Origin of the sequence: Paraburkholderia sp. WS6 (genome assembly GCF_030464835.1) — a bacterium.
Taxonomy (GTDB): Bacteria; Pseudomonadota; Gammaproteobacteria; order Burkholderiales; family Burkholderiaceae; genus Paraburkholderia; species Paraburkholderia madseniana.
This window is the reverse complement of the sequence record NZ_JALQCK010000047.1, coordinates 1-12907: the sequence shown is the minus strand read 5'-3', so window position 1 is coordinate 12907 and position 12907 is coordinate 1. Positions and strand designations below refer to the sequence as shown.

The 12907-nt window shown below is 59.8% G+C and carries 13 protein-coding genes and 2 pseudogenes; 9 read left to right on the top strand and 6 right to left on the bottom strand.

Annotated features, from left to right (window positions below):
- Positions 1-5 precede the first annotated feature (5 nt).
- Together M0D64_RS37100 and M0D64_RS37095 are read right to left on the bottom strand one after the other, a co-directional pair.
- Entirely contained in the window at positions 6-890 is an 885-nt protein-coding gene (locus tag M0D64_RS37100) for a 3-keto-5-aminohexanoate cleavage protein (protein ID WP_266261363.1), read from the bottom strand.
- Positions 891-968: 78 nt separating this feature from the next.
- Positions 969-2375, bottom strand: a complete 1407-nt coding sequence (locus tag M0D64_RS37095; protein WP_266261362.1) for an NAD-dependent succinate-semialdehyde dehydrogenase — start codon at positions 2373-2375, stop codon at positions 969-971.
- Positions 2376-2537: 162 nt separating this feature from the next.
- Between M0D64_RS37095 and M0D64_RS37090 the strand changes: the two genes are divergently transcribed.
- From M0D64_RS37090 to M0D64_RS37070, 5 genes and pseudogenes are all read left to right on the top strand, one after another.
- Complete coding sequence (locus M0D64_RS37090) at positions 2538-2834, top strand: DUF1330 domain-containing protein (RefSeq protein ID WP_154565737.1); 297 nt, start codon at positions 2538-2540, stop codon at positions 2832-2834.
- Between the two features lie 132 nt (positions 2835-2966).
- Positions 2967-3743, top strand: coding sequence for an enoyl-CoA hydratase/isomerase family protein (locus tag M0D64_RS37085; RefSeq protein WP_154565736.1), 777 nt, complete (start codon positions 2967-2969; stop codon positions 3741-3743).
- A gap of 1 nt (position 3744) precedes the next feature.
- On the top strand, positions 3745-5010 hold the full coding sequence (locus M0D64_RS37080) for a CaiB/BaiF CoA-transferase family protein (protein ID WP_266261361.1): 1266 nt from the start codon (positions 3745-3747) through the stop codon (positions 5008-5010).
- 94 nt (positions 5011-5104) lie between these two features.
- Positions 5105-5353: pseudogene (locus tag M0D64_RS37075) on the top strand (MFS transporter); the annotation flags it as partial.
- A 101-nt stretch (positions 5354-5454) separates the two neighbouring features.
- Positions 5455-6168, top strand: a complete 714-nt coding sequence (locus M0D64_RS37070) for a TetR/AcrR family transcriptional regulator (RefSeq protein WP_266261360.1) — start codon at positions 5455-5457, stop codon at positions 6166-6168.
- Positions 6169-6242: 74 nt separating this feature from the next.
- Here the strand turns inward: M0D64_RS37070 and M0D64_RS37065 are convergent, their stop codons facing one another.
- The gene (locus tag M0D64_RS37065; RefSeq protein WP_154565733.1) at positions 6243-6692 is read right to left on the bottom strand and encodes an Rrf2 family transcriptional regulator; all 450 of its coding nucleotides are present in this window, start codon (positions 6690-6692) and stop codon (positions 6243-6245) included.
- A gap of 354 nt (positions 6693-7046) precedes the next feature.
- Between M0D64_RS37065 and M0D64_RS37060 the strand changes: the two genes are divergently transcribed.
- From M0D64_RS37060 to M0D64_RS37055, 3 genes and pseudogenes are all read left to right on the top strand, one after another.
- On the top strand, positions 7047-8114 hold the full coding sequence (locus M0D64_RS37060; RefSeq protein ID WP_266261359.1) for an alkene reductase: 1068 nt from the start codon (positions 7047-7049) through the stop codon (positions 8112-8114).
- 542 nt (positions 8115-8656) lie between these two features.
- Positions 8657-8872, top strand: coding sequence for a group II intron maturase-specific domain-containing protein (locus M0D64_RS44970; protein WP_367619690.1), 216 nt, complete (start codon positions 8657-8659; stop codon positions 8870-8872).
- A gap of 96 nt (positions 8873-8968) precedes the next feature.
- Positions 8969-9046 (top strand): annotated as a pseudogene (locus M0D64_RS37055) (IS6 family transposase); the annotation flags it as partial.
- 4 nt (positions 9047-9050) lie between these two features.
- On the opposite strand, the gene M0D64_RS37050 reads toward M0D64_RS37055, so the two are convergent.
- From M0D64_RS37050 to M0D64_RS37040, 3 genes are all read right to left on the bottom strand, one after another.
- Positions 9051-10325 (bottom strand): DUF3443 domain-containing protein, encoded by a 1275-nt coding sequence (locus M0D64_RS37050; protein WP_266261358.1) that lies wholly within the window; start codon positions 10323-10325, stop codon positions 9051-9053.
- Positions 10326-10335: 10 nt separating this feature from the next.
- Complete coding sequence (locus M0D64_RS37045) at positions 10336-10758, bottom strand: DUF2844 domain-containing protein (protein ID WP_266261408.1); 423 nt, start codon at positions 10756-10758, stop codon at positions 10336-10338.
- A 655-nt stretch (positions 10759-11413) separates the two neighbouring features.
- Positions 11414-12001 carry a hypothetical protein gene (locus tag M0D64_RS37040; protein WP_266261414.1) on the bottom strand — a complete coding sequence of 196 codons (588 nt, stop codon included), beginning with the start codon at positions 11999-12001 and terminating at the stop codon, positions 11414-11416.
- Positions 12002-12174: 173 nt separating this feature from the next.
- On the opposite strand from M0D64_RS37040, the gene M0D64_RS37035 reads away from it, so the two are divergent.
- Positions 12175-12907 (top strand): SagB/ThcOx family dehydrogenase (locus M0D64_RS37035; protein WP_266261357.1); only part of this gene is annotated, 733 nt, incomplete at its 3' end.

The following is a 12907-nucleotide window of genomic DNA, read 5'->3' as shown; positions in this document are numbered from 1 at the left end:
TTGTTCTATTGGCGACGGGGAAGGCCGAGTATGCTGCGAGCCTCGTCAGGCGTTGCCACGTCCGCGCCGATGCTTCTGACGATACTGACCGCACGTTTGACCAGCGCTGCGTTGCCTGGCGCCAGTTCCCCTTTGGCAAGATAAAGATTGTCCTCGAGGCCGACGCGGACATGCCCGCCAAGAATCACGCTTTGCGCCACGATCGGAAATTGCGCGCGCGAGATGCCGAACGCCGACCAACGGGCGTTCTCGGGCAGATAGCGTTTCATCTGAAGAAGGCTCTCGGTGTCGGCGGCCGCTCCCCATGGCACACCAAGACACAACTGGAACAGCGGAGCCTGCAGAATCCCCTGCGTTTCGATCAGGTGGCGCGCGAGGCGAACGTGCCCCAGATCAAATACCTCGATTTCAGGCTTCACGCCTGCTTCCTCGATCAAGCTTGCCATTTTGACGAGATGGTCGGGCACGTTGACGAATGCGCGATTGCCGAAGTTCATGGTCGCTACGTCCAGAGTGCAGATTTCCGGACGCAACTCGAGCACATGCTGGACTCGGGCCTCAGGCGTCATCATCGTACTCAATTCACTTCCCCGGTTCGGGTCTTCGTCGCTGGGAACGAAACGTGCACCCGGGCCCGTCGTCAGATTGATCAATATCGGGCACCCACTATCGCGGATACGCGAAACGACTTCTCTGTAGAGCGACAGATCAGTGCTTGGAACGCCAGTCCTGGGGTCCCGTACGTGAATGTGTGCGATGCTCGCACCGGCTTCACATGCAGCAATGGCCTCATTGGCGATTTGCTCGGGCGTCACAGGCACTGCAGGGTTCAGCCGCGGGGTATCGTCGCTTCCAGTGAGCGCGCAACTGATAATCGTCTTGTTCATCATAGTGTTCGGTCAAAGGGAAAGAGGGACGAGGCGCCACAATCACGCGCTTCGCCGTGGGAGCAGCGTCAGACACCCCGTTCAAGCGGCCCGCGCGGGGCCGAACGGTGCCGCCCCGACGGGGGCAACTCTGATCAGCTTCTTGTTGACGAACTCGTCGAATCCCAGCTGAGAAAGCTCCCGGCCAAAACCTGAACGCTTGACGCCGCCGAACGGCAGTTCCGCCGCCGTGGCGAACGGCTGATTGACGAACACCATGCCGCTCTCGATCTGCGCGGCGACCCGCTCGCCACGTCCGGTATCCGCGGTAAACACCGACGCGCCGAGACCGTACGGCGTGCCGTTAGCGAGCGCAATCGCGGCGGCTTCGTCCTCGACGACGTGGAAGGCGGCGACCGGGCCGAACAGTTCTTCGGCGAAGACCGGATTTTGCGGCGAGATGTCGGTCAGAACGGTCGGTTGCAAGTAAAAGCCCGGGCGTTCGACGCGCGTGCCGCCACACACGATGCGTGCGCCGTGCGAAGCCGCGCGATCGATCTGCTCAAGCAGCAGCGTCAACGCGCGCTCGGACGAAAGCGGGGCGACGGCGGTCGCCGGATCGGCTGGGTCGCCCGTCTCGAGCGCTGCCATCCGCTTCGCGAAGCCCTCGAGGAAAGCGTCCCCGCGCGCCTTGCCAACCACGATGATGCGCTTGGAACCAACGCAGCATTGACCCGCATTGAGCATGCGGCCCGCGACCGCGCTCTGGATCGCCCAGTCGAGCGGCGCATCCTCGAGCACGATGAATGGGTCGCTGCCGCCCAGTTCGAGCACGACCTTCTTCAGATTGCGGCCGGCACGCTCGGCGACGGCGGCACCGGCGCGCTCGCTGCCCGTCAGGGTCACGCCCTGGACGCGCGGGTCGTCGATGACGCGGCCGGCCTGCTCGATCGAGATAAACAGATTCGTATATACGCCTTCGGGCGCGCCTGCCTCTTCGAACAATCGAGCGAAGGCCAACGCCGACTGCGGCACGCTTTCCGCATGCTTGAGCAGCAGGACGTTGCCCACCATCAGTTGCGGCCCGGCTACGCGCGCAATCTGGTAGTACGGAAAATTCCACGGCTCGATGCCGAAGAGCACGCCGATTGGCTCGATGTGCACGGCTGCGCCGGGCGCTTCCGCGAGCGGGCGCGGTTGCAGATACGCGTGCGCATGCTTTGCGTAGTAGTCGAGAATGCTCGCCGACGATTCCACTTCCTTGCGCGCTTCGCCGGCGCGCTTGCCCATTTCCAGCGTCAGATAGCCCGCGTATTCGTCGGCCTTCTCCCGCAACAGCGTCGCGGCGCGAGACACAATGCGTGCCCGATCGCTGACCGGACGGCGGCGCCAGTCGGTTTCAAAAGCGCGCTGCGCGGCAGCGAGCTTCGCTTCGAGCAACGGGTCGGATATGTCCTCGTAGGTGGCGAGCAGTTCGCCGGTAGCAGGATTGACAGTCGTGTACGGCATGAGGTTCTCCGCGAAAAGGTTGGCATTGAGTCATCGCATGGCTTCATGTTAACACCGTTATCTAATCCCTTGCACCCATTTTTGAGGCCAGGAATAACCCTCATAGATCTTCATGTTAACGGTGTTACTATGATCAGGTATTTTTTCAACAGAGGAAGCGAAATGGCAAAGGGATATTGGGTAGCAGCGTATCGGGCGGTCCATGACGCAAGCAAGCTCGCGGCATACGGCGTCCTCGCGACACAGGTGGTGAAAGCGGCGGGTGGAAAATTCCTGGTGCGAGGCGGAGAGGTCGTTGCATTCGAAGCGGGTCTCAAGGAACGGACCGTCGTGGTCGAATTCCCGAGCTTCGAACAGGCTCTCGCCACGTTTCAGAGTGAGGCGTATCAGAAAGCGTTAGCAGTACTGGCGGACGGAGCCGAAAGGGACGCGCGCGTCGTCGCGGGTGTCGACGACTGAGATGCTTACTGGCAACTACCGAGGCCGAACGCACTGTATGACGGTGCGGGCGCCGCTCACACTGGAGCTCACATGTTATGCATGTTTACATGCAATTCGGAAATCACCTGAACCCGACGAAATGGAGCAAAAATGGACGAAGCAATTGTTCTGAAGGAACTCAAAGGTCATGTGACGGTTCTTACGATGAACCGTCGCCCCCATAACCTGATGGGTCCGACGCTGTATCGCGCGCTACTCGATGAATTCGACGAGGCGGTAAAACGCGGCTCGCGCGCGATCCTGCTGCGCAGCGGTCTGCGGCACTTCTCGGCGGGTGCTGAGGTGTCACTTTTTCCGGATCGCATTGCCACGCAAGGCAAGGCGCTGATGGATCCGCTCGAGGTGCTTCGCGGCTTCGAGACACTACCGATCCCGATCGTCGTCGCGGTGAACGGTACATGCCTTGGCGGTGGCTTCGAAGTGGCGCTCGCGTGCGACTTCAGCGTGGTCGCCGCATCAGCCAAGATCGGATCGGTCGAGGTCGCGCTCGGCTTGCATCCGCTGCTCGGTGGCATCCAGCGTCAGGTGATGCGTGCCGGCCCGGCGCGTGCGAAAGAGCTCGCGATGCTCGGCCGCCGTTACGACGCGGCGACGCTCGAACGCTGGGGCCTGATCAATCTTGTTGTACCCGACGACAAACTCGACGAAGTCGCGTTGTCGGTTGCGCAGGAACTGGCGGCCGGGCCGACCGTCGCGCATGCCGCGACCAAGCAGCTCGTGCGGGTCGCCGTCAACGAGGGAGTCGCTGCCGCCGACGAAGCGATGTTCGAACTGCAAAAGCCGATCTGGGCGTCGCAGGATCTCAAGCGCGGATTGGAGGCCTTCGATAAGGCCGGGCCAGGTACCGCTATTTTCGAAGGGAATTGACATGGCCGGACCGCTCGAAGGACTCAAGGTCGTCGATTTTTCGCGGGTGCTGGCGGGTCCGCTGTGTGCCCGCACGCTGGCCGATCTCGGCGCCGACGTTATCAAGATCGAGCCGCCGCGGCCCGATGTGTCGCGAGCCGCATTTCCGAATCGCGACGGCATGTCCGGCTACTACGCGCAGCAGAATAGTGGCAAGCGCAACGTCAGCATCGATCTGAACGTGCCGCACGCACGCGAGCTTGTGCTACGCCTGTGCGACGAGGCGGACATCGTCGTGGAGAATTTTCGGGCCGGCACGCTCAAGGGGTTTGGACTCGACTACGAGACGCTCGCAAGGCGTAATCCAAAGCTGGTCTACGTATCGATCACCGGATACGGCCAGCGAGGTCCCTGGGCCTCGCGCATGGCCTACGCGCCGACTGTGCAGGCTGAAACGGGATTCACGCACAACACATTGCGCCATTTCGACAGTGCGAGCGACGGCCCCAAGTGGACCGATCCCCTGTCGCACGCGGACGTCTATGCGGGCCTGCAGGCGACCATCGCCGTGCTGGCGGCGGTGCGCAAACGTGAAGTAACCGGACGCGGCCAATACATCGACGTCGCGATGGCTGCCGTAATGCTGTCGATCAACGAACGCGCTCACCTTGACCTCGCGGGTGTCGATACGGGAGCCGAGCCGGGCATCCTCGGCGCCTCCGACGGCCCGCATTTCGTTGGCCCCGGTGGCGAAGAGTTCGTGGCGGCGCAAAGCATCATCGGCAGCAACACGTTTCCGAATTACTTGCGCGCCATGCGCCGCATGGACCTTGCGCGGGATCCACGCTTCAGCACCGCTGAGCGCCGCCTGCAGAACTACAAGGCGCTGCACGCGGTAATCCAGACGTGGATGCTCTCGTTCCGCGATCTCAGGACGCTCGATGCGCAACTCGACGAGGCCAAGATCGCGATAGGCCAGATCCGTACGCTGAAGGAATTGGCCGAGACCGATTGGGCGAAGCAGTGGGGTGCGGTGCACGAGATCCCGGATCGCCGCGGCGGCTCGTATCTCATCCACGGCTATCCATGGCGCTTTTCCGATGACGAGCTTGGAATGCGCAGCGCACCGGCGTTTCGCGGCGAACACAACGAGCAAGTGTTCCGCGAAGTGGGACTGGCGGATGTCGAAATCCGCAATGCGGTCGACACCGGCATTTTGGTCGGCGGGCCGCCACCGTCCGCGAAGGAGATCGACGCCGCTGTTCTTGCGGAAACACGGTCCAACTAAACGCAACCACGTGTCGCGGCGCGCTAACGGGCTGGAGCCCGTACGCAAGCGCTGTCGCGACTGTTGCTCATGACAGGCGACGTCGGAGGACAGAATGGAAGTGGTGAAGGAAACCTGTGCAGACGGCTCATCATCAGATGACAACGCCCTCCTGCGGAAGGCCTACGCTTCAGCGCAATGGAGGATACTGCCGATACTGTTTGGCTTATGGATGCTGGCGTGGGTCGGTCGTTCGAACGTTGCTTTTGCGAAGTTGCAGATGGTCGTGGATCTGCGATTCAGCGAAACGATATATGGATTGGGCGCCGGGCTCTTCTTCGTCGGCTATGTACTGTTCGGCGTGCGGCACATTGTCAGGAGGCGATCGCACGTTGGCGATATTGCGTGCCTATCTACGCAGAATTTATAATCATTTCCTTGTTTTGCTCCTCGAACGAAGGTCACGTGAGTCCCAAGTCAGCTACCCCGAAGAATGCGGATTACCACCATGGCAATCTGCGCAACGCACTCATCGAAGCAGGGCGCAGCGCGCTCATGGAGGTATCGGCACAAGACTTGAGCCTGCGTTACCTCGCACGCATGGTGGGCGTATCAGAAGCCGCACCCTCGCGACATTTTTCGGGTATCGACGAACTGCTGGCCACGATCGCGGCAAGCGGTTATCGTGACCTCGCTGCGCTGCGCGTTGCGATCCGTGACAGCGAGGATACGGCGCTTGCCAAAGCGTACCGGATGATGCGGGTGTATGTTGAGTTCGCGCAGCGCCACAATGGGCTATTCAGTCTGATGATCGGGCCTCGCATCGTGGCGCATCAAGCGTATCCGGAACTCGCCGAGGAAAGTAACAGGTCTTTTGGCTTGTTTTCCGAGACGATCCAGGCGCTGGCTATCGAGAGTGGTTGGACCCACTCCGATCTCAAGCTCGTGACCCATGCCGCATGGAGTATGGAGCATGGTCTCGCCACGCTGATCCTGGCGAACCGCGCGCCGCGCGCGGACACCAAAGTGGCGGTACCAAAGCTGATCGATTTTGTCGTGATGACGTTGCTTGGCGCGATCACGGCGGGTCCGGATCATCTGCAGAGCGTCACCGAACAATGCGCAGCTTTTCAAAAGTCAGCGGTTACGCGAACGGCGCGCAAGCGCGCCAAAGCGTAGCCAGCATCGCCCATTTGGCGACGATACGGACTCTCGCTCCTTTAGGGCCAATGTGCCCGATAAGCAACTCGAATTCAGCCGCGCCTTTTCGATGGTTGCGATGAAAGAGTGTCTGTGAGTACCGCTTCGATCGTCGTGGCGGCAAGCGTCTTTCGAACGCCATCGTCGATCGAATCATAGACGTGGCTCAGCGTCGCCCCGATGCCTCGACCGACGGGGCACGCCTGACTGGGTTTCGAAGGGTGCAGCGCGAAACGCGCACCCTCTTCAAGTGCGTTAAAGACGTCGAGCAAACTGATTGCGTCCGCACTCTTCGCCAGACGCCATCCCGCGTTGACACCGCGATAGCTCTCGACAAGGCCACCTGTTGCAAGCAACCCAAGCGTACGACGAATCACCACCGGATTGGTGTTGACACTCGCAGCGATCCGATCGGACGTGACCGGGTCAGGACTGCGCCGTGCGACAAGCGCCATCCACGCCAGGATGTGGGTCGCCACGGTCAAGCGGCTGTTGGCGCTCATAGAAAGCCCGCGTTAGTCAATTTAGTTGTAACTATATTCGTTACACCATGGGTAGTCAATCCTGACAAGTTTGATGAATCCGGCGACAAAGCGCATTCCTTGCCTTAAGAGACGGACGTTTTCACGCTACACACATGGGTGCCGGAGCCGCCCCGCCCGCGCCATATGCGTCTCGTCGACGACGCCTGTTCATGACAAGAGACTTGTGTCGATGGCCTCGATGGTTTATGTTGTAACAACTATTGTTACAACAAATACGCTGTGACGATAAACGTTTGGTGTGCCACGTTCCATAGTCAGAGGAACGCAGCAGCCGTTCTTGCTACCCTCAACACCGAAATGAGAAGCCCGCAGATGTCCACACTCTTCGATCCCATCCAGATTGGCGCGCTGAAGTTATCGAACCGCATTGTCATGGCACCGCTCACGCGCATGCGCGCGTTCGCCGAGCGCAGTCCAGGCTTCCTCAACGCGCACCACTACGCGCTTCGTGCAAGCGCAGGACTCGTCATTACCGAAGCCACTTCCGTCACGCCTCAGGGCGTTGGCTATCCCAACACGCCGGGCATCTGGACGGAAAAGCAGATTGCCGGCTGGAAAGAGGTGACCTCAGCGGTACACGATGCGGGTGGCCTGATCGTCTCCCAGTTGTGGCACGTCGGGCGAGTTTCCGACCCGATCTACCATGACGGCCAGCCTCCGGTCGCTCCAAGTGCGATTGCGCCGGAAGGCCATGTCACCCGCGTGCGGCCGCAGCGTCCATACACCGTACCGCGCGCGCTGGAGACCGAAGAAATTTCCGGCATCGTCGAAGATTTCCGGGTCGGCGCCGCAAACGCACAACGCGCTGGTTTTGACGGTATCGAACTTCACGCTGCAAATGGTTACCTGTTCGATCAGTTTCTGCACGACGGATCGAACCTGCGGACCGACCGTTACGGTGGCTCGATCGAGAACCGTGCGCGCTTCCTGCTGGAGGCAGTCGATGCGCTGCTCACGGTTTGGCCCGCGGACCGCATTGGCGTACATCTGAACCTGATGTCGAGTTCATATTCGATGCGCGATTCGCATCCGCGCGCGCTGTTCACCTATGTCGCCGAGCAACTCAACACGCGCAACATCGCTTTCATTTTTGCGCGCGAGGCACTGGATCGCGGCGACGATCGCATCGGCCGCGACGTGCGGCGTATCTTCAAGGGGGCCTACATCCTCAATGAAGGACTGACGCGGGAGAGTGCGGAACTGGCCATCAAACGCGGCGATGCAGACGCGGCGGCGTTTGGGCGCCCTTTTATCGCCAACCCTGACCTGGTGGAGCGCTTTCGACGCGGTGCGCCGCTCAACACGGTCAATCCGGAAACCATCTACGCGGACGACGAAACCGGCTACAACGACTACCCGCTGCTAGATGAAGCTGTGTGAAGCAGACGCGCGATGGATGACACCTTCGCCACTCGTCATAGATGCAGGCTCGTCAGTTTCGGTGCGCCCTCATTCACGAACTGGACGCCCACAACGACGTCGTCCTCAAGGCATTGCACGAGGCAACACGCTCCAAACTCGCCGCTCTCGAAGAGATACGCATCATGTTCGTTGCGTGACGGACTTTATTCTTCCGGATCACAATGATCCGAGAGAATAAAGTCCGTCACAAGGCACTTTTTCAAACCATTGATTAGAAGACGGAATTTTCGGACGCATCGATGCATTCAAAGTCTGTCACGAGATGCAAGATTAAGGAAACTCGGAAGTGGCTGCAGAATAAAGTCTGTCACGCTAGAGCGGACAGGCCTGAGCGGGCAGTAAAGGTTGAGCGCGGCTACTCAGTGCGAAACTACAGGTCGCCAATGTCGCTCCAAAAGATTTCTTCAAAAATCGATCTGGGTCCCGAGGTGAACGCCCTTTCCGAACATCGACCAATCCAAACAGGCTAATAGGACACGGCCGGGCAATGCAATCCCACGATACGTGGTTGGTGGAACTATTACGGGGCTTTCTATCGGAAGGCCATGCAGGGGCTCGGTCGGTATCTGAACCGCAAGCTCGCGCGCTGGGCCAGGCGCAAGTACAAGACACTACGACGGCATAAACGGCGTAGCGAGGAGTGGTTGCACAAGATGAGGAAGGCGTACCCGCGACAGTTTGTACACTGGCAGTTTCTGGGGGTAAAGGTTGGATAACGGGAGCCGTGTAAATCGAGAGGTTTATGCACGGTTCTGCGAGAGGCTCGGGGTGAAATCCCCCGGGCCCACTTATCTGTTTGTGACGATGCGCGTCGCACACAGGCGTTTCTCTCGTGCTTCGGCCCGATCCGGCAGCACTTCGCGCTGCCCAGACATCAGATGAACGCCGCGTATCTCAGTACGCAATATATGGACCCTTTCCTCCAGGCGTCGATTGTTGCTCGACGGCAGCATAGATGTTACGCCCGTAGAAGAATGGCAAGCCCCAGACGAACATCGTCGGGGTCACGAATGCCGGACCGGCAAGCAGCGGCATCACCGGATCGCCCGCATGAATCAGCCTGATCTCCGCGGCATTGCCGACCGAAAATGAGACCGCACTGGTCACACCATTGACACCTTCAATCATTGCGCTCAACTGCTGGGTCGATGCAGGGCAGTAAAACCAGTTGTTTGGCGTTGCGCAGATCGGCAGCGCGCTGGTTTGAAAGAAGAGCCCCGTCGAGCCGCTGTCCATGACGCTCCTCGAGTAGGTCGTGCCATTTTGCACTGTTCTGAACGTGCCGGTGGACGGACTGACCCCGATCACCTGCGCACTACCCAAGCCGTTATTGCTCTGCGTGCCAATGCCAAACACCAGCTGCCCGCTGAGCGAGGCTTCGCTGCTTGACGACGCGGCTGGCAACATCAAAATCGAACCGTTGTTATTGGTCGCAAAGTAGGGAATCGGATTGGCAACCTGCAGTTTTTCGGCGACGGCGATTGACGTGCAACTGGTCCCGACGCAACTGTAGTAAGTCGCCGGCACTGCATCCTGCACGCAGACCGGACCGCAATCGTGCTTGAACACGCTAATGCCGAGTATTCCGTTGGCCGCCAGACTCGTAGGGGTGTTCCGCGACGCGCCGAGACTGCTGCAGTCCGACGGCGTAGCGCTATAGTCCGGATCGATCACCTGAATCGGCAGCGACGCGGCTTTTTCGCCGGCAATCCGTACATCGGCAAGCTGCACCGAACCCCACGTGTAACCGTCGAAGAACTGCATGCATTCGGCAAGCGGATTGCCCGCGCCATCCTTCTGTTGCGGCAGCTCCAAAGACACCGGAAGTTGAGTGGCGAACACGCGCAGCCCGGAGGAGCCCGTGTCGACTTGTACGTGATCAATGGTTTGACAGTGCGCCGTGCCCGGCATACAGAGCGTGACGCTGACGAAGGGTATATTCGGCACACCGATTACGCCGAAATCGACGGTCACTGCTGCTGCATTGGAGGCTAGCGCTTGGGGCGCGGGGGATACATTCGTGAGCGATTGCGCGGGTGCCGACGTGCCGGATGAACTGTTGCTCCCACCACCACCGCCGCCGCATCCGGCCATCAACACTGCAAGCAATGCAGAGGCAAGCAGCTTGAGAAGCGAATCTGATTTAAGGAGCAGACACGGATCGCGCATGATCGCTCCGCTATTGAATGACGCTGGCGTCGACCCCGGCGGGGATCGCTCGCGGCAGATACGCGTAGCCCGCGAACGCACGTAAATGACCGCCCGAGAACACCACCAGCGCATCGTTCGAGACGGCAAGCGGGATCGCCCGGCGCGCTACGCTGGCCGCGATATATTGATTGAACGCATCGCCAAGCGTAGCCCTCAGGTTCGGCAAGGTCGGGCCTTCCCACGCGACGCCGAATACGATTCCGTTCACTGCGACATACTCGCGCACCACGGTGCCCGACGGCAGCGTAATCAGATGCACGGTATACGCAACTTGCGATGTGGCGCCGTGTGCTGTGGCATGCATTCGAACCTGGTCGCTGCCTACACTGCTGACCCTTTCGCCAAGGGTGGCCTGTGCGGGTAAAGACAGCGCACAAGTCGCCGTGAACATTGCACAAGCAATACTGGTACGATATATCGCTATCACGAGCTTCCCCTCCAGCTGAAAACACCCTGACTGGCCGTTTTCACCAGAAACAATTAATATGTAATACGAAATATCCGTCAAACTTTTATGGATTTGTTTATGGATAGCCCGCCGTTTTCGTCGAAAGTGCGTTGGCCTTTCCATGACCACGCGTGCGAGGTTTTGGTGTCGCTTCCATAGATTGTTTTTGGCTTGATATCGGCCGCAACAGACTCGCTTGTGACGCTCATAGAGCAATGACTGTGCCATGAGGGCGCAAACGCTTGCTACGCGACAAGCGGCGTTATTCCAGTGTGGTCGACGAGTACCAGGCAGGCGCCTAATGTCTCGAAACCGTTACATGTCAGAGGCTTGACCTAGTTGGAAATGCTCGTTTCGCATGTAAGCAGTCACGTCCATGCCACCCCACTCGTCCAGCGCGCATAAGGCTAGAGCGAGGGTTCCTATCGAATATTCAGGCGCAGCCGGACGGCAACGAACAAGAAGCGAAGTGCCGCAAAACCTGTCTCAACATTGAGACGGGATGGGGGTCGCATTGAACCGCACTAGGTTTTCCGGAGACTCCAGCGTTTGAGAGAATGGAGTTATGGAAAACGTAAAGAAGAAGTCACCGAGGTATTCACCGGAAGTCCGTGAACGGGCGGTTCGAATGGTCCACGAGCACCGTGGCGAGCATGAATCGCAGTGGAAGGTGAGCGCAATTGCCCAACTGGTTGCGGGTTTCATGACGCGGCCGAAATTTGTCTGTGAGCCCCGCCAGAACTGGAGTTTTGATCGGCGGAGCCAGATCGGTTAAAGTCCAGATTTGTGGATGGCACTGGTGGCTGGAAGCCAATGCTGGCAAACGATGCCGACGAAATTGAACCTTGCGCAGTGCGAACAGTTTGTCTTGTCGCATCTGAGTACGGGTCGGCGTGGTCCGGCACCGACGCTGGGGTTGCACAGGATCTTCAACTACATCCTGCAGTTGCTGTACATGGGATGACAGTGGAAGGCGTTGCCGATCGAAAGGAATGCTGAAGGTCGCCCTGAAATCCACTACACGCGCATCTATCGGGCGTTGCGGCGACGGCAGGCCGATGGTTGCATCGACGCGATTTTTGCGGGCTCGGTGCGCAAGCTTCATCAGGACGGGCTGCTTGAACTCACGGTCATCCACGGCGACGGCACGACCGCTGCCGCGAAGAAGGACGGCGACAACCTTCATTGGCGACGCGCCCGAAGGAGTTGTTCTTCCGGATGCACGCGCAGGGCGTGCGTATGCCTGCTTTCAGGTTGGTACCCGCACCGCGCGGGCGACCAACTTGACGACCGCGCCCACCGTCCAGCCAGCCGGTTTTGTACAGCCGCATGTGCGGATATTCCTGGTCTGAGGGGAACATGGACCGGTTAAAGCATGCGATGCTTGAATATCACGAGCGCAGCAAGCATCGCGTCGGCGGCTACGCCCCTGGCCCCGGGAAACTCGACTGGGCAACCCAACCGTATCCGTTCAGGGTGTTTCACGGCGCACCGCGCATTGGTCTGCCGTTAGCCGCGGATAGCCTGACTACACGCTACAACGAACTGCGCTGCGGCGCTTTGCCGCCCGCGCGCAGATTCGATCTTTCCAGTCTGGCAATCCTGTTCGAACTTTCGCTCGGCCTGTCGGCGTGGAAATCCTACGGCACCCAGCAGTGGGCACTGCGCTGCAACCCTTCGAGCGGAAATCTGCACCCGACCGAGGGCTATCTTGTGTGTCCGACTCTGCCCGGCCTGTCCGGTGGGGTCTACCATTACCTGAGCCGGGACCATTCCCTTGAATGTCGCGCTGCAGTGGCTGACGAACGATGGAGCGAGGCGTTCCCGCAAAGTGGCGTCCTGATCGGCATAAGCTCGATCCCCTGGCGCGAGGCGTGGAAATACGGCATGCGCGCCTGGCGCTACTGCCAGCACGATTGCGGCCACGTCATCGCCGCGGTAAGTTACGCAGCGGCAGCGCTTGGCTGGCAGACGCGGCTGGTGGAGGCGGCTGCGGACGACGCAGTGGCCAACCTGCTTGGATTGAACCGCGGAGAGGATTTCCTGAAGGCAGAAGCAGAGGCGCCGGATGCCTTGCTCTGGATCGGCAACC